This is a genomic window from Acidovorax sp. Leaf78, from assembly GCF_001422735.1.
Classification (GTDB): domain Bacteria; phylum Pseudomonadota; class Gammaproteobacteria; order Burkholderiales; family Burkholderiaceae_C; genus Acidovorax.
Genome location: NZ_LMLZ01000025.1, coordinates 93,373 through 115,214 on the forward strand (window position 1 = coordinate 93,373; position 21,842 = coordinate 115,214).

Genomic DNA, 21,842 nt, shown 5'->3' on the forward strand with positions numbered 1-21,842 from the left:
GACGAGCTCAGCCCGAACGGTCCAGGAGATTTTCACCATGACTGCCCCCCTGCCGGACTTCCGATCGCCCACCTTTCTGCGCCAGCATCTGCGCGACACCATGGCGTTCTACGACCCGGTGGCGACCGACCCGAGCGGCGGCCTGTACCACTTCTTCCTGGACGACGGCACGGTGTACGACACGCGCACCCGCCACCTCGTCAGCGCCACACGCTTCGTGGTCACGCACGCCATGCTGTACCGCACCACCGGCGAGGCGCGCTACCAGGCCGGCATGCGGCACGCGCTGCAGTTCGTGCGCGACGCTTTTCTGGACCCTGCCACGGGCGGCTACGCATGGCTGATCGACTGGCACGATGGCCGCGCCACCGTGCTTGATGCCACGCGGCACTGCTACGGCATGGCCTTCGTGATGCTGGCGTACGCGCGCGCGTTCGAGGCGGGTGTGCCCGAGGCGCGCGCCTGGCTGGCCGAGGCCTTCGACACGGCCGAGCGCCACTTCTGGCAGCCCTCGCAAGGCCTCTATGCCGACGAGTCCTCGCCCGACTGGGCGCTGACCGGTTACCGCGGCCAGAACGCCAACATGCACGCCTGCGAGGCGATGATCTCGGCCTTTCGCGCCACGGGCGAGCAACGCTACATCGAGCGCGCCGAGCAGCTCGCGCAAGGCATCTGCCAGCGGCAAGCGGCCCTGTCGGACCGCGCATCGGCCTCCGCCGCCGAAGGCTGGGTGTGGGAGCACTACCAGGCTGACTGGTCGGTGGACTGGGAATACAACCGCCACGACCGCACCAATATCTTCCGCCCCTGGGGCTACCAGGTCGGCCACCAGACCGAATGGGCCAAGCTGCTGCTGCAACTGGACGCCCTGGCGCCCGCCGACTGGCACCTGCCCTGCGCACGATTCCTGTTCGACGACGCCCTGGCCAAGGGCTGGGATGCCGTGCATGGCGGCATCGTCTACGGCATGGCGCCGGATGGCAGTGTTTGCGACGACGGCAAGTACCACTGGGTCCAGGCCGAAAGCATGGCCGCCGCCGCGGTGCTGGCCGTGCGCACCGGCGAGCCGCGGTACTGGGACTGGTACGACCGCATCTGGAACTACTGCTGGGAGCACTTCGTGGACCACGAGCACGGCGCGTGGTTCCGCATCCTCGACGGCGCCAACCGCAACCACACGCGTGAAAAGAGCAACGCGGGGAAGGTGGACTATCACAACATGGGAGCGGTTTATGACGTGTTGTTGGCGATCGGTTAACCGTGTCGGAGTGTGAAAGTTAATTTTTCAACACTCCTGATTATGAAGGTATCGATTAATTCTGTGGCCGAAGTTGGACGAAAGTGCTGAGTTTGAAAATCTGAAGATTTTTTCTCTTCTCCTCTGCCAGTGGTTTGCTAGAGTGCGCATTTTTTGAAAATCAAGTTCAATGACACGCCCTAGAAGACCGGGTTTTAATCATGCATGGCGCGCTTTCATGACGGTTCGCGTTCCCGTCAAAGAGGTAGGGCGCAAGATTGGCGGTATGGTTTACAAAAACACTGAGCTTGATCCAAAGCTCGGTGGCTTTCAAAATGCTTGTGCCATCAGAATGAGCTATGTTCTGAATATGACTGGCTTTCCCATCCCCAAGGGGCAGTCATACAAGTCAGTCAGCGGTGCAGATGGTCAGCAGTATCTGTACCGTGTGTCAGAGATGATGGCCTATTTGGAAAAGACTTTTGGCAGACCTGACAAGTCTGTGCGGGCGCCCAAGACGACCGACTTTCATGGGCTGAAGGGCATCATCGTCGTCAAAGGGCAGGGCTGGGCCAATGCTGTGGGGCATATCACGCTGTGGGATGGGGTCAAATGTTCTGATAGTTGCCATTTGATGGCAGACCCTGACAATGGTCCGTTTGTGCCTGATATTGGATTGCTCTGGATCTTGTCATGAAAGCACTTTTTCTTGCGCTTGCGCTGATAGCATGGATAACGCCGCCGGCATCTGCACGGCCTTTGGCGCAGACGAGTCAATATTCCCAGAAAACACTGTTGAAGAACTGGGCCCTCAGCATTTGTCTGGCGCAGGTGGCGCAAGATGAACGCACTGCGCAGGACGCCGCGTCAACGGCTGGCGCCTACCTGGAGTTTGGCCACCAAGATTTGGTGGTGTATGAGCAGATCAGGGCACTGGTTGCCAAGTATGTTGCGCTCCAATATGGCGGGTCAGTGCCCTCTGAGTTCAAGACCATGAAATGCATTGATCTATTTCACAGCAAAGAGTTGGATCAACTGACCGCCAGGGCAACAGTCAAAAAGTCGAAGCAGTAAATTTCTGAACAGCGAGTCCAGTCGTATCAACTGCCACGCTGAACAGCGACCCCGCCGGCACCTCAGCCTCCTGTTCTTCCGCAGGCCTCCCGGCCCGCGCCGACGTGATGTACAGCGTGCGCAAGTCCTCCCCGCCAAAACACACCATGGTCGGGCACTGCACCGGCACCGCAATGCGCTGCAGCACATCGCCTGTCGGAGACAGCTGCAGCACGCAGGCGCCTTCGTACATCGCCACCCAGTAGTTGCCCTCCACATCCACCGCCGCGCCGTCCGGCCGGCCTCCGTAGGGCTGGCCGTCCACCTTGCGGTCGAAATGCACCCAGGGTCGGCGGTGGGTGATCGCACCGGTGGCCAGGTCGAAGTCAAAGCGGTCGATGCGGTGCTCGGGCGTGTTGGACCAGTACATCACGCGGTTGTCGGGGCTGAAGGCCAGGCCGTTGGCGGTGAAGTTGTCGCCGGCCATGTGCCGCACGGTGTAGCCGGTGCCATCTGCAGCCGCTGACAGGCACCACAGGGCCGCGTCGGGCGCGGTGCGCGGGGTGATCATCGAGCCCGCCCAGAAGCGGCCTGCCGCATCGCAGCGGCCGTCGTTCAGGCGCAGGCGCCGGGTGTCGTGCTGGTCTGGCGGCAGCAGCGCCAGCAGGGTGAGGTCGCCGCTGGCGGTGTCGAGTTGGTAGAAGCCGTCCCGTAACCCGATTACGATGTTTCCGCCTGCCGAGGGCGCGCAGCATGCGGGCTCGCTCGGGGTCTTCCACTGGCGGTGCTCTCCGTTCGCAGAGTTCCAGGCATTCACCGTGTGTCCCTGAATGTCACACCAGTAAAGGGATTTTTCCTCGGGGTGCCAGAAAGGGGATTCGCCCAGTTCGGACGGCGGAAGGGGCAGGCGCTCAAGGGTCATGGGTTGAAGTGCGGTGGTTATCGAGTTACATTCTAGGGCCCAGAACAGGGCCTGTGCACAGGCCTTTTCCCTCCTTTCCCCACCGATGGAGCATCCCATGCATTCAGTCGTAGCGCGCGTGACGGCTCGCATCATCCAGCGCAGCGTGGACACGCGGGCCGCCTATCTGGCCGGTGTCGACGCCATGATCCAGCGCAAGCCCCCGCAAGACCGCATGGGCTGCGCCAATCTGGCCCACGCGTACGCGGCGCTGCCTGGCGCCGAGAAGTTCAAGGTCACGGTCGAAAAGGCGCCCAACATCGGCATCGTGACGGCTTACAACGACATGCTGTCGGCCCACCAGCCGTACCAAAGTTACCCCGCGCTGCTGCGCGACGAGGCCGCCCGCCACGGCGCCACGGCCCAGGTGGCCGGCGGCGTGCCGGCGATGTGCGACGGCGTGACGCAGGGCACGCCCGGCATGGAGCTGTCGCTGTTCTCCCGCGACGCGATTGCCATGGCCACGGCGGTAGCGCTGTCCCACGACGTGTTCGACGCCGCGCTGCTGCTGGGCGTGTGCGACAAGATCGTGCCGGGCCTGTTGATCGGTGCGCTGCACTACGGGCACCTGCCCTGCGTGTTCGTGCCCGCCGGCCCCATGGGCTCGGGCCTGCCGAACAAGGAGAAGGCCAAGGTGCGCGAGCAGTACGCGCAGGGTCTGGTGGGGCGCGAAGAGCTGCTCAAGGCCGAGTCGGCCGCGTACCACAGCCCCGGCACCTGCACCTTCTACGGCACGGCCAACAGCAACCAGATGCTGCTCGAAGCCATGGGTCTGCATGTGCCCGGCGCAGCCTTTGCGCCACCCGGCACGGGCGAGCGCGAGGCCTTCACCCGCCAGGCGGTGCGCACGGTGCTCGACATCGGCAAGCGCGGCCAGCGCTTCACGCCCATCGGGCGCCTGGTGGACGAGCGCTGCATCGTCAATGCCATGGCCGCGCTGCTGGCCACCGGGGGCTCCACCAACCACCTGATCCACTGGGTGGCGATTGCGCGCAGCGCAGGCATCCTGATCGACTGGACGGACTTTGACGAGCTGTCGTCCGTGGTGCCGCTGCTGGCCCGCGTGTACCCCAATGGCGATGCCGATGTGAACCAGTTCGAGGCCGCGGGCGGCCCGCCCTGGATCCTGCGCGAGTTGCTGGACAACGGCCTCATGCACGGCGACGTGCTCAGCGTGAACGCAGGCGGCATCGCCGAAGGCGGGCAGGCCGCACCGGCGGTGTCCGGCGATGTGTCGGTGCTGCGGCCGGTGAGCGAGCCGTTCTCGCCCACGGGCGGCCTGCGCCTGCTGCAGGGGCGCCTGGGCCGTGCGGTGATCAAGGTCTCGGCCGTGCCGGAAGACCGCCACATCATCGAAGCGCCCGCGCGCGTGTTCGATTCGCAAGAGGCGTTGCTGGCAGCCTTCAGCGCGGGCGAGGTGCAGCAGGACATGGTGGCCGTGGTGCGCTTTCAGGGCCCGCAGGCCAACGGCATGCCCGAGTTGCACAAGCTCACGCCCCCGCTGGCCGTGCTGCAGAACCAGGGCTTCAAGGTGGCGCTGGTGACGGACGGCCGCATGAGCGGCGCATCGGGCAAGGTGCCCGCCGCCATCCATGTGACGCCCGAGGCGCTGGCCGGCGGACCGCTGGCCAAGGTGCTGGACGGTGACATCGTGCGCGTGGACGCCGTGGCCGGCACGCTCGACGTGCTGGTCGATGAGGCCACCTGGGCCGCACGCGTGCCGGCGCCTTACCACGCGGCCTCGCAAATCGGCTTTGGCCGCGAACTGTTCACCAACTTCCGCCGCCATGCGGGCGGTGCCGAGCAGGGCGCCTGCACATGGCTGTAATGGTCTCGCCCTGAGCCGCTTCGCGCCTGCCCCAAAGGGAAAGCCACCGGTGGCCTGGCAGAGCCAGTTCCACGGTGGCCCTGGTAGGGCGTCGCGCCAGTTTCATCCGCCGCTTTCGGCACACAGTCACAAGGAAAAACCATGAATCCGCTTGATATCGCCAGCCATGGCCCCGTCATCCCCGTCATCGTGATCGACCGCGTGGAAGACGCGTTGCCGCTGGCCGAAGCCTTGCTCGCCGGTGGCGTGAAGGTGCTGGAGGTGACGCTGCGCACCGCTGCCGGCCTGCCGGCCATCGAGACCATCGCCCGCAATTTGCCGGAAGCCGTGGTGGGCGTGGGCACGGTGCTCAACGCCGACGACGCGCGCCGCGCGAGTGAGGCCGGCGCCCGCTTTGCCGTGAGCCCCGGCTACACCTCGGCCGTGGGCAGTGCCTGCAAGGGCCTGAACCTGCCGCTGCTGCCGGGCGTGGCCACTTCGGGCGAGATCATGGCGGCGCTGGCCGATGGGTTCTCGTTTTTGAAGCTGTTCCCGGCCGAGGCGGTGGGCGGCATTCCGCTGCTCAAGTCCTGGGTCAGCCCGTTCGGTGCGGTGAGTTTTTGCCCCACGGGTGGCATCACCAACGCCACTGCGTCCCACTACTTGGCGCTGCCCAATGTGCGCTGCGTGGGCGGCTCGTGGCTCACGCCCATCGACGCCGTGCGCGCGGGCGACTGGGCGCGCATCACGCAGTTGGCGCGCGAAACGCAAGGCTTGCGCAAGGCGGCCTGAATCCAGCGGATGTCGGGGCAATATCAGCCCCGATGCGCTGCTAGAGCTTGTCGTATCAGCGCCAATAGCTATCAAAAAATTAGCGATCCATGTGACATAGTGCGCCGCCTGAGGCGTGGTCATGTACGCGGCGAGTGGGCGCGTGGCGGAAGCACGCCGCTTCCTCCTATCATGCGCAGGGGCTTCGGGCCCCACACAAGAGGGAGCCTTTGCATTCTTCAATGCGTGAAGCGCCGAGCGTCAAGCGCCCGCAGACGCTGCAGCGATGCATGCGAATGCTCCCAGACGTTCATGTTTCCAAGAGAGGGAGTTCACTATGGATTTTGTTTCGGCTGTCAAAAGCTGCCTCACCCAGTACGCCACTTTTTCTGGGCGCGCTGTGCGTTCCGAGTTCTGGTGGTTTTTCCTGGCCCAGATTCTGGCGGTGGTCGTGGCCAGCTTTCTGGGTGACGTGGTCTCGGGCATTGTGTCCATCGCGCTGCTGCTGCCTGCGCTGGCCGTGGGTACGCGCCGCCTGCACGACATCGGCCGCAGTGGCTGGTGGCAACTGCTGTTGCTGACCGGTATCGGCTTCTTTCTGCTGCTGTTCTGGTGGGCCCAGCCGAGCGAAGGCTGATCTTTTCAGGCGGCGGGCTCAGGGCCTGCTTTCGCAGCCCGCTGTCCTCACGGTCAGCGGGCTTTTTGTTGGCGGCTGCGGGCCGGGGGGGATCCGCAGGCCGCCCGCTGCGCGCTGGGACAACGGGCAATGGGGCGGAAAAGCATCAAAAAACGGGCCTGCCGCTTGATAGAAAAGCGCTGATAGCTATCAAATAAGGAGCAAAGGCCTGTAGCCACGGACGCCCGGATGTTGCCGATGTACGACATCCTGCGCTCAAGGCCACCAGTATGGCGTTTTGATTTTTAGAATAGAAATCATTCTTATTTCTATTATCGAGAAATCATGACATTTCCATACCGGCCGACCGCGGTCTGCATAGGCATTGCCCTGGCCTTCGGTGCCGTGCCTGCGGGGGTGATGGCACAAAGCGCCACAGCCACATTGTCCGAAGTGCGCGTGGACGCCAACGCCGAAAAAGAGTCCGCCACCGCCCCCGTGGTGGGCTACCGCGCGCGCAATGCGGCCACCGCCACCAAGACCGACACCCCGCTGTCGGAAACCCCGCAGTCCGTCACGGTGGTCACCCGCGACCAGTTGGTGGACCAGGGCGCCACGACCTTTCAGGAGGCACTGCTCTACGCAGCCGGGGTGCGCAGCGATGCCTACGGGCTGGACAGCCGCTCCGACAGCGTTCGGGTGCGCGGCAGCTCGCCCGATACGTACCTCGACGGCCTGCGCCAGAGTTACAACTACTACACCAGCACCATCGCGTCCGACCCCTACGCGCTGGAGCGCCTGGAAGTGCTGCGCGGCCCGTCCGGCATGCTGTTCGGTGCGGGCACCGTGGCCGGCGTGGTCAACATGGTCAGCAAGCGCCCGCTGCAAGAATCGCAGCGCGAAGTGGGCGTGCAGTTCGGCAGCTGGAACCGCAAGCAGTTGCAGGCCGACCTGACGGGCCCGCTCACCAAAGACGGCGAATGGTCGTACCGGCTGGTGGCCGTGGCGCGCGATGCGGACACCCAAACCGACTACGTGAAAAACGACCGGCGCCTGATCGCACCATCGCTCGCCTGGCGCCCCAATGGCGCTACGTCGCTCGTCCTGCAGGCCCACTGGCAGCAAGACCGTACCGGCAGCACGGCGCAGTTCCTGCCGTGGTCGGGCACGCTCCTGCCCAACCCCAATGGCAAGCTGCCCATCAACCGCTTCATCGGCGAGCCGGGTGACTACTACGACACCGACCGCGAATCCATCGGCTACCTGTTCGAGCACCGCTTCAACGACGCCTGGACCGTGCGCCAGAACCTGCGCCTGGCGCGCAACGAGAACCGGGGCGGCTATCACTACGCCGACTTTTTCTCTGACCCCCGCATAGACCCCGTCAACCAGCGCCTGGTCGGCCGCCTGTACGGCAAGAACGTCACGCGCACCCGCATGGCCGCGGTGGATACGCACCTGCAAGGCAACATCACCACCGGCGCGGTGCGCCACCAGTTGCTGCTGGGCGTGGACTGGAACCGGCAGACCGAGAACAAGACCGAAGCCGATGACTCGTACAACGCGCCCATCGACGCGTTCGCACCGGTGTACGGCAACCGCATCAACCCTGCGATGGCCGTCAAACCCGAGAACGTGCAGCGCCAGAGCGGCCTGTATGTGCAGGACCAGATGAAGTGGGGCAACTGGATCTTCATCGCGGGCCTGCGCCACGACCGCGCCGTGAACGGTCTGGCTGGCTCGGCCGATGACCGCACCAGTGACACCACCAAGCGCCTGGGCGTGATGTACCAACTGGCCGGAGGCTGGACGCCCTACATCAGCTACGCCGAGTCCTTCAGCCCGGTCAGCGGCACCAACGCCTATGGCCAGCGCTTCAAGCCGCTGGAGGGCGAGCAGATCGAGGTGGGCGTGAAGTACGTGCCAGAGGGCAGCTCCACCCAGTTCACAGCCGCGGTGTATGACCTCAAGGAAAAGAACCAGCAGGTGGCCGACCCCACCAACCCCAAGAACGTGCTGCAGGTGGGCCAGACCCGCAACAAGGGCCTGGAGCTGGAATACAAGGCCCGCGTCGCCACCGCGTTCGATCTGACCGCCCACTACAACTACACCGATGCAGACCCGCTGCTCGAAGGCCTGCCGCGCCATCAGGCTGCCGTGTGGGGCGTGTACCGATTTGCCGTCGGCAATGTGCGCGGCTTCTCGGTCGGGGCAGGGTACCGTTGGCTGTCGTCGTTCCGCGACCGCACCGGGCCCGAGGTGCCGTCCGCCAGCGTCGTCGACGCACTGCTGGCCTACGACACGCAGGACTGGCGCTACGCGCTCAACATCAGCAACCTGGCCGACAAGAAGTACATGAGCACCTGCCTGGCGCGCGGCGACTGCTGGTGGGCCACCCGGCGCAACGTGGTGCTGAGCGCGACGTACCGGTTCTGATCGCTGGCACAGCACGTCAACGCATCAATCTGTAGCTATTAGCACGCCGTGGAACCGCTCACGCCGAGCCTGTCGAAGCGCCGCGCAAGGCTTCAACAGGCCCAGCCCGAACGGCAGGAGCGCTGAGTACAACCTGAAGTGCCATCCCTAGGGCGCCACCCAGTAAAAAACCCCGCAGGCTTCGCAGCCTGCGGGGTTTTTTGTGGAAGCTTGCGCGCGGCAGGATCGTGGCCCACCCCGCGCAGGTCCGGTGGGCAATTACATGCCCATGCCGCCCATGCCACCCATGCCGCCCATGTCGGGCATGCCGCCGCCAGCACCGGCCTCGTCCTTGGGTGCTTCAGCAACCATGGCTTCGGTCGTCAGCAGCAGCGATGCCACGGAGGCAGCGTTCTGCAGGGCCGTGCGGGTGACCTTCGTGGGGTCCAGAATGCCCAGCTCGAGCATGTCTCCGTACGTGTCGTTCGAGGCGTTGAAGCCGTAGTTGCCCTTGCCGGCCAACACTGCGTTCACCACCACCGAGGCTTCGCCGCCGGCGTTGTTCACGATTTCGCGCAGGGGCGCTTCGATGGCCTTCAGGACCAGCTTGATACCGGCTTCCTGGTCAGCGTTGTCGCCCTTGATCGAGTCACCGACAGCTTGCTTGGCACGCAGCAGGGCCACGCCGCCACCAGCCACAACGCCTTCTTCCACAGCTGCGCGCGTGGCGTGCAGTGCGTCTTCCACGCGGGCCTTCTTTTCCTTCATTTCGACTTCGGTGGCAGCGCCGACCTTGATCACGGCCACACCGCCAGCCAGCTTGGCCACGCGCTCTTGCAGCTTTTCGCGGTCGTAGTCGGACGTGGCTTCTTCGATCTGCACGCGCACTTGCTTGACGCGGGCTTCGATGTCAGCAGCAGCGCCGGCGCCGTCGATGATGATGGTGTTTTCCTTGCCCACTTCGATGCGCTTGGCCTGGCCCAGGTCGGCCAGGGTCACCTTCTCGAGGGTCAGGCCCACTTCTTCAGCGATGACCTTGCCGCCCGTCAGGATGGCGATGTCTTCCAGCATGGCCTTGCGGCGGTCGCCGAAGCCTGGAGCCTTCACAGCCACGACCTTCAGGATGCCGCGGATCGTGTTGACCACCAGCGTAGCCAGGGCTTCGCCGTCGACTTCTTCGGCAATGATCAGCAGGGGACGGCCGGCCTTGGCGACTTGCTCCAGCGTAGGCAGCAGGTCGCGGATGTTGCTGATCTTCTTGTCGAACAGCAGCACGAAGGGGTTGTCCAGAATCGCGGATTGCTTTTCTGGGTTGTTGATGAAGTAGGGCGACAGGTAGCCGCGGTCGAACTGCATGCCTTCCACGACGTCCAGTTCGGACTCGAGGGACTTGCCGTCTTCCACGGTGATCACGCCTTCCTTGCCGACCTTGTCCATGGCGTCAGCGATCAGCTTGCCGATGGTTTCGTCGGAGTTGGCGGAGATCGAACCGACCTGGGCGATTTCCTTGGAGGTGGTGGTGGGCTTGGAAGCCTTCTTCAGCTCGGCGACCAGGGCCGTCACGGCCTTGTCGATACCGCGCTTGAGGTCCATCGGGTTGATGCCGGCGGCCACGTACTTGAAGCCTTCGCGCACGATGGCTTGAGCCAGCACGGTGGCGGTGGTGGTGCCGTCACCAGCGTTGTCGCTGGTCTTGGAGGCCACTTCCTTCACGAGCTGGGCGCCCATGTTCTGCAGCTTGTCCTTGAGTTCGATTTCCTTGGCCACGGACACACCGTCCTTGGTCACGGTAGGGGCGCCGAACGAGCGCTCCAGCACCACGTTGCGACCCTTGGGGCCCAGGGTGACCTTGACCGCGTTGGCCAGGATGTTCACGCCTTCAACCATGCGTGCGCGGGCTTCGCCGCCGAAAACTACGTCTTTTGCTGCCATGTTTGGCTCCTAAATTCAGAAATTCGTTAAACGGATAACGGGTTGTGGTGAAAGAAAGCGTAGCGAGCAGGTGTCAGGCCAGGCGCACGCAGCGCAGCAACCGGAACGTACTTGCCTAGTACGTGAGGATTGCGAGCACCGCGCAACGACGCCTGGCGCCTGCGCAGTAGCTTTATTTCTCCACAACGGCGAACAGGTCGTCTTCCTTCATGACCAGCAGCTCGTCGCCGTTCACCTTGACGGTCTGGCCCGAGTACTTGCCGAACAGAACGCGGTCACCGACCTTCACGTTCAGGGCGAGTACTTCGCCCTTGTCGTTCTTCTTGCCGGGGCCGACGGCCAGCACTTCACCTTGATCGGGCTTTTCAGCGGCGTTGTCAGGGATCACGATGCCGGAGGCGGTCGTGGTTTCGCTTTCGATACGCTTGACGATCACGCGATCGTGCAGAGGGCGAAGGTTCATTGCAATGCTCCTGTTGTCAGTGAAAAAAGGCTGAGGACTCCAGCGCCCGGCGGACCAGACGCTACAAAATTCCCGGCAGACACGCGTGTTAGCACTCGTCTGGGGTGAGTGCTAATGATACGGGCAATTGTGGCGGTTTCAAGACGGGGCCGGCATTTGCCCGATCTGAGAGGTAACCAGAGGATGCAGGGCAGCCCGCCTTGAAACCCCGAAATGCGCGCGTCCCCACCCCGGATTCGGCCTTTGTGCTACCAGCCGGCGCCCTCCGTTGCCATGGACAGGGCCCGCCCTTGTGATGTGGAACCTCGCCGACAGCCCGGGGTGGACCTGTACCGTACATTAATCGCAATGAACCTGGTCACGTCCGTTATCTCCGAGCCGTCCGTGGATAGCGAGGAAGCGATTGCGCGGGACATTGCTGCCGTGGGAAAGCTCAGCATTGTTCCTCGCCTGCTGAAGCTTTTGTGTGACAACACCGGCATGGGATACGCCGCCATAGCGCGGGTGACCGATGAGACCTGGACCGCGTGTGCGGTGGAAGACCGCATCCAGTTCGGTCTTGGCCCGGGCGGGCAGCTCGACCTGAAAACCACCCTGTGCTACGAATCCCGGCAAATTCGGCGGCCGATCGCGTTTGATCACGCCAGCGAAGACCCCACCTTTCGCGATCACCACACGCCCAGAATCTACAAGCTCGAGAGCTACATCTCGGTGCCCATCATCCGCCCCGACGGGTCCTATTTCGGTAACCTGTGCGCTATCGATCCCAACCCTGCGCAGGTCTCTGACGTCCGCACGGTGAACATGTTCACGGCGCTGGCGGACATGATCGCGCTGCAGCTGTCGATCGATGAAGCCTACGAGGCCGCGCACCAGGAAGTGGCCGAGCAGCGGGCGACGGCCGGCCTGCGGGAGCAATTCATTGCGGTGCTGGGGCACGACCTGCGCAACCCGCTCGCGGCCATCGCCACCACGGCAGAATTGCTCGCGCGCAGGCCGCAGCCGCAAGACCAGAAGCTCGCCGAGCGGCTGCGCAGCAGCACACGCCGCATGAGCGGGCTGATCGACAACCTGATGGACTTTGCGCGCGCCCGTCTGGGCTCAGGCATCGGTGTAGAGATTCGATCTGCGGTCGATCTGACTGCCGCGCTGTCTGCAGTGGTCGACGAGGCCCGCGCCGCCCACCCGCAGATGGTCATCCAGGACCACATCCGCGTCGATGCGCCCGTGGCCTGCGACCCGCCCCGCATTCAGCAACTGCTGTCCAATCTGCTGGGCAACGCGTGCCACCATGGCGATGCGGAGCAACCTGTTCTTGTGAGCGCGCTCACAGACCACGGTACGCTAGAAATCTCCGTGCGCAATCGCGGCGGCGGCATTCCGCCCGAAGACCTTCAGAAGATCTTCCAGCCGTACTGGCGCCCCGCCACCAGCAAGCCGGGCGGGGGCCTGGGACTGGGGCTGTACATCTGCTCTGAAATCGTGAAAGCGCATGGCGGTGAGCTGGTGGCCACCTCGACCGTTGAGGGCGGCACCTGCTTCACTGCGCGACTGCCGATCAGCCGCTAGAAAGATACGCAGCGTCTGGCCGCTGCCGCGCAGTCTCTGCGCAGACAACGATGAGTGCTCGCTCAGCGGTCATCGGCTTTGAACAGGCCGCGCACATTCATGGCCGCCAGGCACACCTGCAGGGCAATCACGGCGTTGGCACCTGCCGGAATTCCCCAGCCCACCCACAAGACATTGCTGGCCAGAAACACCCAGAACCCGATCTTGCGCCGGTGCGGGTCCCGCGAACCCACCAGCCAGGCCGCCAAGACCGACGCGGCAAACGCCGGCCACTGGATGAGGTCGACCCAATCAGTCATGGGACTTGCAGTGGTGCATGTCAGATGACCGCAGCCACCAGTGCTCGGTCCACGGCCTCTGGCGCAGTCAGGTACCAGTCCTTGTCCAGCACCTGCTGCTCGATCTGCTGCGCGGTGAGCGAGGTCCCCTCCGCCAGCTTCGCGAAACCCTCGCTCTGCAGGCGCTGTCCGGATTCGATCTCAGCCAGCACGTCGTTGACCTTGGCCCTGCAACTTCGCAAGGCACCATCCAGTGTGATGGTGGCGGTCATCTTGCGCTCATGGATGAGCAGCTCGCAGTCGCGCGTCAGGAAGCGCCGAGCTTTGGGTATCGCAGACATGATGGTGACGCCGGCGGAGTACACATAGGTCTTGCCCAGAAAGTAGATGTCTCTGCCTTCGAGTTGCCACAGCCTCAACTCTTCGGCGATGCGGCGCCCCACTTCTGCGTCTCCACCTGACGTGCTCAACTCGAACACGATCGGGCCGTTGGTTTTTGCTTCCGATTGCTGGCGGAAAAATTCTGACAGCATGAGCTCATTGACGTTGCCGAACAGGCGGATGTCGGGGGACAGGGAGGGAATGGAAGTCGTCATCGGTCAGGTAGGTTGAAAAGAATGGTGGCGTGAGGATTTATGTGGGCTGTTGTCCGGAGCTGCGTGTGGCGGGTGGGCACCCACACGGGCCACGCAACGACGTCAAGAATGCGGAGGGCTGTAGGGCGCATCCGTCTGTTGCGATGCGTCGGACAGCTGCATGACCTTGTCGGGCGTCATGGGCGTGCTGCGGATGCGCTTACCGGTGGCGTGAAAGATGGCGTTGCAGATGGCCGCGGCCACGCCGACCTGGCCGATCTCGCCCACGCCCTTGGCTCCCAGGCGGCTCACGATCCTGTCGTCCTCGTCGACGAAGATGACGTCGATGTCGTGGATATCCGCCTGCACGGGGATGTGGTACTCGGCGAAGCTGTGGTTCATGAAGCGGCCCAGCGTGTTGTCTGAGTGCGCCTCCTCATGCAGGGCCTGGCTGATTCCCCAGACCACGCCGCCGTAGATCTGGCTGCGCGCGGTCTTGGCACTGATGATGCGGCCGGCCGCGATGGCGCTCACCACGCGGGTCACGCGCACCGTGCCCAGCTCCTCGTCGACCCGCACCTCGCAAAAGACCGCCGAGTGCGTGGCCCGCGAATACTTGCGCTGCTTGAGCATGTGGGGAAGCATCAAGTACTTCTCCTCCAGCGGTGCGCTCATCGACGCAAGGACCGTGGCAAGCGGGACATGCGCCCCCGCCACGCCCTTCAGGCGCAATGCGCCGCGGACAAACTCCACGTCTGCAAAACGTGCCTTGGCCAGCGGCGAACCCTTCAGCCCCCGCGCCATCTTGAAGAGCGTTTTCTGCAGCTTCTCGCAGACCCCTTCGACAGCCGAGCCGACCGTGGCAACGTGGGAAGACCCTCCTTCGATGGGCGCTACGGGCAAGGTGGAATCTCCCAGCTTGAAGGTCACGTGTTCCAGTGGCAGCCCCAGGGCAGCGGCTGCAATCTGCGCCATCACGGTATAGGTGCCGGTGCCGATGTCGCTGGCCGCACTGCTGACTTCCAGGTGCCCGTCGGGATGCAGCACCGCGCGGGCGCGGGCGAACATTTGCATGGCGTCCCACACGCCGGTCGCCATGCCCCAGCCGATCAATTCGTTGCCGTCCCGCATGGAGCGCGGCTCCAGCGTGCGGCGAGACCAGCCAAAGCGCTCGGCGCCCTGCGCGTAGCAGGCCTTCAGTTCCTTGGTGGAATGGGGCAGGTCGGTGGTGGGGTCGAACTCTGCATAGTTCCTCAAGCGCAGCGCGAGCGGATCCATCTTGAGCGCGTGGGCCAGCTCATCCATGGCCACCTCGATCGCGTGCACCCCGTGTGCAGCACCCGGCGCCCGCATGTCGATGGGGCTGAAGCGGTCGAGATCGACGAGTTTGTACTCCAGCCGCACGTTGTCGCTGCGGTACAGCTGCCCGGACCAGTTGACGACGACTTCGACGTAGTCTTCCAGGCGCGAAGTCTCTGCAACGGCCTCATGAATGATCGATCTGAGCCGTCCATCACTGTCGGCAGCCAACCGTACCCGCTGCGTGGTCTCGGGCCGATGGCCGAAGGTGAACATTTGCTGGCGCGTCAGCACCACGCGTACCGAGCACTCGGTATGCAGCGAGGCCATGACCGCAAGAATGAGGTTGTATTGCGGCCGAAGCCCCGACCCGAAAGCGCCACCCACGAACGGGTTTTTGACGGTGACTTTGTCTTTGCCCAGCCCGAAGACGCGGGAGACCACCCAGCGGCTGTTCTGCGATCCCTGCGTCTTGTCGTAGATGGTGAGGTGCCCTTCGTCGCCACGGACGACGGTTGTTGCGTGCATCTCCATGGGGTTGTGATGTTCTGCACCGCTGTAGTAGCTGGCATCGATTTTCACGGGCGCCGCTACAAACGCGGCGTCTGCGTCGCCCTTGGGTTTGGGGGGCGGCACATACCCGGCCTTGAATCCCTTGGGCTCGTGGGCGCGATGGACTTCCGCGCGCAGATCGGTGGCATGCGGCTCGGTGTCGTACTCCACCTGCACGAGTTGTGACGCTTCGCGAGCGGCTTCAAAGGTGTCGGCCAGCACCAGGGCAATGGGCTGGCCGCTGTACAGGATGGCGTCGCTGTACAACGGCTTGAACGGCGATCCGCCCGGCGCAGTCATGTCCTTGTAGAAGATATCCATGGACCGGGTCCGCGGACGGTTCTCGTGGGTCAGGATATCCCGCACGCCGGACACGGCCCTCGCCCGGTCCAGCAACAGGCGGGCGATACGGCCGCGGGCGACGGTGCTGTTGACCACCACGCCAAAGAGCATGCCCTGCACGAAATGGTCTGCCGCATACAGCGCCTGGCCGGTGACCTTCAAGGGCCCATCGGTGCGTGACAGCGAGTCGCCAAGCTGGACGTAACCTGTGCCCGCTTCGGCCATCGGCTGTTGGGTGGCGGGAATGATGGACGGGTTCACAGGGCTTGCCCTTTCTTCGCTCTGCCCGGAAGCAGGCTGGTGTGCTTGGCCATGGCCATTTCAAGTGCGCGCACTACCGCACGCTGCGCCATCGGAATCTTGAAAGCATTGCTGCCCAGGGCGCTTCCCTGGGCCTGGGCGCCAGCGATCAGAGCCGATCCCGCTTCAGAAAAAGCCGCACGGTCTGGCCGCTTCCCGTGCAGCAGCCGCTCCACATCCGGCAGGCGCCAGGGCTTGTGCGCCACACCTCCCAGCGCAATGCGGGCCTCGGCGATACGGCCGCCGTCGCCGATGTGCAGGGCCGCGGCGACGGACACCAGCGCGAAGGCGTAAGACGCCCGCTCTCTGATCTTGAGGTACGCGCAATGCTCCACAAAATCGGGCGCGGGCGGCAGTTCGATGTGCGTGATGAGCTCGCCCGGCATCAACGTGTTGTCCACGTCCGGCTGGTCACCCGGCAAGCGATGAAATTCCAGAAACGGGATGCTTCTGCGACCGCCCAACGACTCGACATGCACCACTGCATCGAGCGCCGCCAGTGCCACGCACATGTCGGAAGGGTGCGTGGCGATGCACTCCGTGCTGGCGCCCAATATCGCGTGCTGGCGCGCCAGGTTGCCGATGGCCGAGCATCCGCTGCCGGGTTGGCGCTTGTTGCACGGCGTGCCGGTGTCATAGAAGTAGTAGCACCGCGTGCGCTGCAAAAGGTTGCCCCCGTCCGTGGCCATGTTGCGGATCTGCGGAGATGCACCAGACAAAATCGCGACGGACAAAAGGGGATATTGCTCTTGCACCAGCGGGTGATGTGCGGTGGCGGCGTTGCGCGCCAAAGCGCCGAGCATCAGGCCACCGCTTTCGGACGGCTCGATATCGTGGAGCGCCAGCGCATTGATGTCCATCACATGCTCTGGCCGTGCCACCCCTTCTTTCATCAGGTCCAGCAGATTCGTTCCGCCGGCGATGAAGGCGCCCTTGCCACCCCAGCCGACCGCCGCCGCGACATCGCTGGCTGCTGCATAGGTGAAGCGTTTCATGGCGCTGCCTGCTGTTCGAGTGCAACTTCGGCCACGGCATCCAGGATCTGCACATACGCCCCGCAGCGGCAGAGGTTTCCGCTCATGAGCTCGCGAATCTCATCCCGCGTTTGTGCGTGCCCTTCGTTGATCAAGCCCACTGCCGAACACAGCTGGCCGGGCGTGCAGTAGCCGCACTGGAATGCGTCGTGCTCCATGAAAGCCCGCTGCAGAGGGTGGAGTTGGCCTGCGGTGGCCAGGCCTTCCACCGTGGTCACGCTGGCACCGTCGCGCATGACGGCGAGCGTGAGGCAGGCGTTGATGCGTTCTCCATTAACCAGCACGGTGCAGGCGCCGCACTGGCCGTGATCACACCCTTTTTTAACGCCGGTCAGACCGAGTTTGTCGTGCAAAAGGTCCAGCAATGTCACGGAAGACTCGACGTCGAATTCGCGCTTCCAACTGTTGATCGTCAGCGTGATCGGGTGGGACATGGGGGCCTTGATCGTTATTCGGAAAAAACGATTCTGAGTCGATGCCTTTGGCCGTCTCTGTCGGACAACACGCACTTCACGGGCCCGCATCCCGAGCGCGCATCGCCTGAAATGATTGTTCTCAATACTGGAACAGTCAGTTCGCGACCAGGTGGTTTTTCTCTGAACACCACCGGCGTACAGTTCAACCCATCGATGAGCCGAACCCGCAAGGCGACTCACCGAACCCGGTTCAAGAATGGTTTTTGTCCCGGCTTTATTGAGACGCTTTTTTAACTTCAAGGACTTTCATCNTGAGCCGAACCCGCAAGGCGACTCACCGAACCCGGTTCAAGAATGGTTTTTGTCCCGGCTTTATTGAGACGCTTTTTTAACTTCAAGGACTTTCATCATGAACAACACCGCACGCTTCCTCTCCATCGCCGCTGTCGCTGCTTTCGCTTCCTTCGGTGCACAAGCCGACGAAGCCGATGCTTCGCAATATGTGTCCAAGTTCGAAACCAACCGCACCCGCGCTGAAGTGGCTGCAGAAGCTGCAACCGTCGCCCAGACACGCAGCATTGAGCCCGCAGGTTCGCGCGTGGTGACCTACAAGTCCACCGCTGACCGCGCTGCTGTGCGTGCCCAGGCTGCTGACGCTGTGCGCACCGGCCAGATTCCTTCGGGTGAGCAAGGCTGAGCTGAATCCGACGGATTCAGCTTCCTGACTCTCTCTATAAAAAACCTGATTTCTAAAAAATACACTGGACTTTCATCATGAACAAGACCGCACGTTTCCTCTCCATCGCCGCTGTGTCCGCTTTCGCTGCCTTCGGTGCCCACGCTGACGAAGCCGACGCTTCGCAATTCGCCACCAAGTTCGAAACGAACCGCACCCGCGCCGAAGTGGCTGCCGAAGCCTCCACCGTTGCCCAGACCCGCAGCATCGAGCCCGCTGGTTCGCGCGTCGTGACCTACAAGTCCACGGCTGACCGCGCTGCGGTACGCGCCCAGGCTGCTGAAGCCGTGCGTGCTGGCACGATCCCTTCGGGCGAAATCAGCGCGATGTAATTGACGCAGTTGCGGGCCTTCCCATGGTGGTGGCATTGGCGGCATGTGCCGCGGGTGCTGCTGCCATGGGGAGTGTTTTGATCGCAGCTGTCCCAAGCAAAATGGGCTCCCTGATGGGAGCCCTTTTTGTTGGCGGGACAGGGTGAATTTGGAGGCCTTGGCTTGCGTCGGCAACCTCAGTGCGTGGCGAGGTACTCGCGGACCTTGTCGGCCGAGCGGCCGACCGCAGCGACTGCATCGCGCAATTGGGTTTCGGTCACGCCCAGGCTGTTGGTCCAGTCGCGCACTTCGTAGGGTTCGCTCAGGTTGATGAAATTGCGGTCCTGTGCCGTTTTGTTCTTGTCGTCGCTCATGAAATGCTCCTTGATGAAGCAGCAAAAAATAGCATTGGCGACCAAAGCCATCTGTAGGACAAGGCTGCTTCGGGGCCGCAGACATGAATAGGCGATGGGCCCAAAAAAAGGGCCCGCACGCAGCGGGCCCAAAGACGCTTCATCTACCGGTGCCTGATCACCGGCAAATTCACAGTGCCACCGTGCGCGATCAGGCTTAGTAGGACTATGACCCCTCGGCCTGCGGTCATGAGGCCTATAGGCAGCGTTTTGGAAGCGAGAAAAAAATGCACTCCCAAGCCGTTGGAAACAGAGAGATGAGGAAGATGAGGAGAGATGAAGTCTGTGACGCCAGTCCGGTGAGGCAGTTGGCAGTGCACTGAGCCTCGCCCCGGATTCATGGGTCTTGTGCCAGGGCACGCGTCAGGCCATGGATAACAACTAGCCTCTGCGCACAAATCGCCCTGCACGTGCGCCGGTGGCGCGCAGCCGGGCCGTGTAGCTCAGCATGCCGTTGACCCAGACCCGCTCGATGCCTTCGCTGAACTGCTGCGGGTGCTCAAACGTGGCCACGTCTTTGACCCGCGCCGGGTCGAACACCACCACATCGGCCGTATGGCCCGCCAGCAGGGTGCCGCGCGCACCCAGCCGGAAGCGCCGGGCTGACAGGCCCGTCATCTTGTGCACGGCTTCTTCCAGCTGTAGCAAGCCCTTCTCGCGCCAGTAGCAGGCCAGCACGCGCGGAAAGGCGCCCCACAGCCGCGGGTGGGGCCGCTCGTCGTGCGGCAGGCCGTCGGAGCCGATCATGGACAGCGGGTGCGCGATCACGCGCTCCACGTCGTCCTCGCGCATCTGGAAGTAGCACGCCCCGCCGGGCTTGAGCCGCACAGCCGCCTCCTGCTGCGACACGCCCCATTCGCTCGCGATGTCGGCCAGGTAACGCCCACCCATCTCCGGGTGCGGCTGGCTGCCGGTGATGAGGATGTCGATGATGCCGTCCACCAGGTCCTCGCGCAGCACGGTGGAGCCCGCCGTGTAGGGGTACACGTCCATGCCGATCTCCTGGCCGCGGGCCAGCTCCTCCAGCAGCGGCAGTGTCTCGCGGGTGCGGCCCCAGTTGGCCGGGCCCGCGCATTTGTGGTGCGATATCACCAGGGGCAGGCCGGACTGCCGGGCCGTCAGCGCGGCCTCCTGCAGCGCCGGCAGGATGCCTGCCAGTTCGTCGCGCACATGGGTGGCGTAGACACCGCCATTGCGTGCGGCCACGCTGGCCACCGCCACGAGTTCGTCCTGGTCGGCCGCGTAGGCCTCGCTGTAGAAGATGCCGGACGACAGCCCCAGCGCACCGGCGTCCATGGCCTCCTGCATGTCGGTGGCCATGGCCGCGCGCTCGGCCGGCGAGGCCGCCTGGCGCAAGTCCGCCAGATGCCGCATGCGCAATGCCGTGTGGCCCATCAGCGCCGCCACGTTCACCGCGGGCTGGGCCGCGTTCACGGCATCGGCGTAGCTGGCCATGCTCGCATGCCGGAACTGCAGGCGGCCCAGCAGCGACAGGGGCGCGGACGGCGCCTCGGTCACCACGGGCGCGAGCGAGATGCCGCAGTTGCCCACGATCACCGTCGTGATGCCCTGTGACAGCTTGGGCAGCATGGCCGGGCCGTCCAGCACGGCCGCGTCGTCGTGGGTGTGCACATCGATGAAGCCGGGGGCTATCACCAGGCCGGTGCAGTCGATTTCTTCGGGCGTGCCGGCGGCGGCCAGGTCGGCCGGTGCGATCTGGCCCGGCGCCGCGATGGCCAGGATGCGGTCGCCGTGCATCAGCAGGTCGCCCTGCCAGCCGGCCGCGCCGGTGCCGTCCACGATCAAGCCATTCTTGAGCAGCGTTGCGGGCGCCATGTCACTCCTCCCGCGCCGGCAGCTTGTGCGCGCCGCCTTCCAGCGCCCCCGCGTACTCCGCGCTGTCGAAGCCGTGCTTGTGCAGCAGCTGCTTGAACTGCTGCAGCCCGCGCGCGGCCACCGGGCCGAGCTTCTGGGCCAGGCGCACCATCAGGATCTCGATGACCACCAGGTGGGCCAGGTAAGCCTCGGTGCCCACGCGCATCACCGCGTCCTGCGGCACGGACACGGCCAGCACCAGGTCGGCCGCCTCGGCCAGCGGGGTGCCCGGCTGGGTCAGGGCCACCACGGTGGCGCCCTGCGAGCGGGCGAAGCGCGCGGCCTCCAGCGTGTAGGGCATGCGGCCCACGTGCGAGATCACAAAGGCCACGCCGTCGGGCCCGAGCGTGCTGGCCGAGACCAGCTGCTGGTGCGCATCGAAGATCGCGTTGGCCGTGCAACCCAGGCGGAACAGCCGGCTTTGCAGCTCGCTGGCCATGAAGGTTGACGCAGCGCCCACCGAATAGCAATCGATGCGGCGCGCCGCGGCCAGCCGCTCGGCCACCTGGTCGAGCACCTGGGCATCGAGGTTGCGGCCCAGCTCGGTCAGCGAAGATACGGCCGCGTGCACGATCTTGCTGGCCACGTCGTGCGCGCTGTCGTCGGCCAGCACGCTGCGGTGCAGGTGCGAGCCGGACACGGCCAGGTCCTGCGCCAGCGCCACCATGAACTCGCGCACCGAGTCGTGCCCGAAGCTGCGGCAGGTGCGCACGATGGTGGGCATGGAAACGCCCGCCTGCTGGGCCAACTGTTCCACGGTGGCCACCACGGCCGCGCGGGGGTCTTCCAGCACCACGCGCACCACGCTGCGCTGAGCCTCGGGCAGGTCGGGCTGGCGCTCGCGCAACTGCTGCAGCAAGCTTTGGGATGTGTGTGTGATGGCCATG

The 21,842-nt window shown here is 64.3% G+C and carries 21 protein-coding genes; 10 read left to right on the forward strand and 11 right to left on the reverse strand.

The genetic code is table 11. From position 1 onward, the window contains the following. Positions 1 to 37: 37 nt before the first annotated feature. From ASF16_RS23860 to ASF16_RS23870, 3 genes are all read left to right on the forward strand, one after another. Positions 38 to 1,258 carry an AGE family epimerase/isomerase gene (locus tag ASF16_RS23860; protein ID WP_056173256.1) on the forward strand — a complete coding sequence of 407 codons (1,221 nt, stop codon included), beginning with the start codon at positions 38 to 40 and terminating at the stop codon, positions 1,256 to 1,258. 217 nt (positions 1,259 to 1,475) lie between these two features. Then, positions 1,476 to 1,934, forward strand: a complete 459-nt coding sequence (locus ASF16_RS23865) for a type VI secretion system amidase effector protein Tae4 (RefSeq protein ID WP_235507499.1) — start codon at positions 1,476 to 1,478, stop codon at positions 1,932 to 1,934. Further along, positions 1,931 to 2,311 carry a T6SS amidase immunity protein Tai4 family protein gene (locus ASF16_RS23870; protein ID WP_156372211.1) on the forward strand — a complete coding sequence of 127 codons (381 nt, stop codon included), beginning with the start codon at positions 1,931 to 1,933 and terminating at the stop codon, positions 2,309 to 2,311. The genes ASF16_RS23865 and ASF16_RS23870 overlap by 4 nt, the downstream gene beginning before the upstream one ends. Here the strand turns inward: ASF16_RS23870 and ASF16_RS23875 are convergent. After that, positions 2,292 to 3,212 (reverse strand): SMP-30/gluconolactonase/LRE family protein, encoded by a 921-nt coding sequence (locus ASF16_RS23875; protein WP_056173266.1) that lies wholly within the window; start codon positions 3,210 to 3,212, stop codon positions 2,292 to 2,294. The genes ASF16_RS23870 and ASF16_RS23875 overlap by 20 nt on opposite strands. 97 nt (positions 3,213 to 3,309) lie before the next feature. Between ASF16_RS23875 and edd the strand changes: the two genes are divergently transcribed. The 4 genes from edd (at position 3,310) to ASF16_RS23895 (ending at position 8,881) form a co-directional block, all read left to right on the forward strand. Further along, the gene (gene edd, locus ASF16_RS23880; protein ID WP_056173574.1) at positions 3,310 to 5,079 is read left to right on the forward strand and encodes a phosphogluconate dehydratase; all 1,770 of its coding nucleotides are present in this window, start codon (positions 3,310 to 3,312) and stop codon (positions 5,077 to 5,079) included. 141 nt (positions 5,080 to 5,220) lie between these two features. Next, a complete protein-coding gene (gene eda / locus ASF16_RS23885; protein WP_056173269.1) occupies positions 5,221 to 5,850 on the forward strand; it encodes a bifunctional 4-hydroxy-2-oxoglutarate aldolase/2-dehydro-3-deoxy-phosphogluconate aldolase in 630 nt (209 codons plus the stop codon). A gap of 316 nt (positions 5,851 to 6,166) precedes the next feature. Beyond that, complete coding sequence (locus ASF16_RS23890; protein ID WP_056173272.1) at positions 6,167 to 6,466, forward strand: DUF805 domain-containing protein; 300 nt, start codon at positions 6,167 to 6,169, stop codon at positions 6,464 to 6,466. A 324-nt stretch (positions 6,467 to 6,790) separates the two neighbouring features. After that, complete coding sequence (locus ASF16_RS23895; protein ID WP_056173275.1) at positions 6,791 to 8,881, forward strand: TonB-dependent siderophore receptor; 2,091 nt, start codon at positions 6,791 to 6,793, stop codon at positions 8,879 to 8,881. A 258-nt stretch (positions 8,882 to 9,139) separates the two neighbouring features. Here the strand turns inward: ASF16_RS23895 and groL are convergent, their stop codons facing one another. Together groL and ASF16_RS23905 are read right to left on the reverse strand one after the other, a co-directional pair. Continuing rightward, positions 9,140 to 10,792 carry a chaperonin GroEL gene (groL, locus tag ASF16_RS23900; RefSeq protein WP_056173278.1) on the reverse strand — a complete coding sequence of 551 codons (1,653 nt, stop codon included), beginning with the start codon at positions 10,790 to 10,792 and terminating at the stop codon, positions 9,140 to 9,142. A gap of 172 nt (positions 10,793 to 10,964) precedes the next feature. Beyond that, positions 10,965 to 11,255, reverse strand: a complete 291-nt coding sequence (locus ASF16_RS23905; RefSeq protein WP_056173280.1) for a co-chaperone GroES — start codon at positions 11,253 to 11,255, stop codon at positions 10,965 to 10,967. A 348-nt stretch (positions 11,256 to 11,603) separates the two neighbouring features. On the opposite strand from ASF16_RS23905, the gene ASF16_RS23910 reads away from it, so the two are divergent. After that, on the forward strand, positions 11,604 to 12,824 hold the full coding sequence (locus ASF16_RS23910) for a GAF domain-containing sensor histidine kinase (protein ID WP_056173283.1): 1,221 nt from the start codon (positions 11,604 to 11,606) through the stop codon (positions 12,822 to 12,824). Between the two features lie 62 nt (positions 12,825 to 12,886). Here the strand turns inward: ASF16_RS23910 and ASF16_RS23915 are convergent, their stop codons facing one another. From ASF16_RS23915 to ASF16_RS23935, 5 genes are all read right to left on the reverse strand, one after another. After that, the gene (locus ASF16_RS23915; RefSeq protein WP_056173287.1) at positions 12,887 to 13,123 is read right to left on the reverse strand and encodes a YgjV family protein; all 237 of its coding nucleotides are present in this window, start codon (positions 13,121 to 13,123) and stop codon (positions 12,887 to 12,889) included. Positions 13,124 to 13,143: 20 nt separating this feature from the next. After that, a complete protein-coding gene (locus ASF16_RS23920) occupies positions 13,144 to 13,698 on the reverse strand; it encodes an ATP-dependent Clp protease proteolytic subunit (protein WP_056173289.1) in 555 nt (184 codons plus the stop codon). Positions 13,699 to 13,800: 102 nt separating this feature from the next. Further along, the gene (locus tag ASF16_RS23925; protein ID WP_056173577.1) at positions 13,801 to 16,095 is read right to left on the reverse strand and encodes a xanthine dehydrogenase family protein molybdopterin-binding subunit; all 2,295 of its coding nucleotides are present in this window, start codon (positions 16,093 to 16,095) and stop codon (positions 13,801 to 13,803) included. Positions 16,096 to 16,127: 32 nt separating this feature from the next. Continuing rightward, on the reverse strand, positions 16,128 to 17,165 hold the full coding sequence (locus ASF16_RS23930; RefSeq protein WP_056173291.1) for a xanthine dehydrogenase family protein subunit M: 1,038 nt from the start codon (positions 17,163 to 17,165) through the stop codon (positions 16,128 to 16,130). Then, complete coding sequence (locus ASF16_RS23935) at positions 17,162 to 17,638, reverse strand: (2Fe-2S)-binding protein (protein ID WP_056173295.1); 477 nt, start codon at positions 17,636 to 17,638, stop codon at positions 17,162 to 17,164. Before ASF16_RS23935 ends, ASF16_RS23930 begins: the two co-directional genes overlap by 4 nt. 391 nt (positions 17,639 to 18,029) lie before the next feature. Here ASF16_RS23935 and ASF16_RS23940 point away from each other — a divergent pair, with 391 nt between their 5' ends. Together ASF16_RS23940 and ASF16_RS23945 are read left to right on the forward strand one after the other, a co-directional pair. Then, positions 18,030 to 18,317, forward strand: a complete 288-nt coding sequence (locus ASF16_RS23940) for a hypothetical protein (protein ID WP_056173298.1) — start codon at positions 18,030 to 18,032, stop codon at positions 18,315 to 18,317. Positions 18,318 to 18,394: 77 nt separating this feature from the next. Beyond that, positions 18,395 to 18,688 (forward strand): hypothetical protein, encoded by a 294-nt coding sequence (locus ASF16_RS23945; protein WP_056173302.1) that lies wholly within the window; start codon positions 18,395 to 18,397, stop codon positions 18,686 to 18,688. A 176-nt stretch (positions 18,689 to 18,864) separates the two neighbouring features. Here ASF16_RS23945 and ASF16_RS23950 read toward each other — a convergent pair whose 3' ends face one another. From ASF16_RS23950 to ASF16_RS23960, 3 genes are all read right to left on the reverse strand, one after another. Next, positions 18,865 to 19,041 carry a DUF3606 domain-containing protein gene (locus ASF16_RS23950; RefSeq protein ID WP_082517130.1) on the reverse strand — a complete coding sequence of 59 codons (177 nt, stop codon included), beginning with the start codon at positions 19,039 to 19,041 and terminating at the stop codon, positions 18,865 to 18,867. A gap of 420 nt (positions 19,042 to 19,461) precedes the next feature. Then, positions 19,462 to 20,916 (reverse strand): amidohydrolase family protein, encoded by a 1,455-nt coding sequence (locus ASF16_RS23955; protein WP_056173307.1) that lies wholly within the window; start codon positions 20,914 to 20,916, stop codon positions 19,462 to 19,464. Between the two features lies 1 nt (position 20,917). Then, positions 20,918 to 21,841, reverse strand: coding sequence for a MurR/RpiR family transcriptional regulator (locus ASF16_RS23960; protein WP_056173310.1), 924 nt, complete (start codon positions 21,839 to 21,841; stop codon positions 20,918 to 20,920). Position 21,842: the final 1 nt, after the last annotated feature.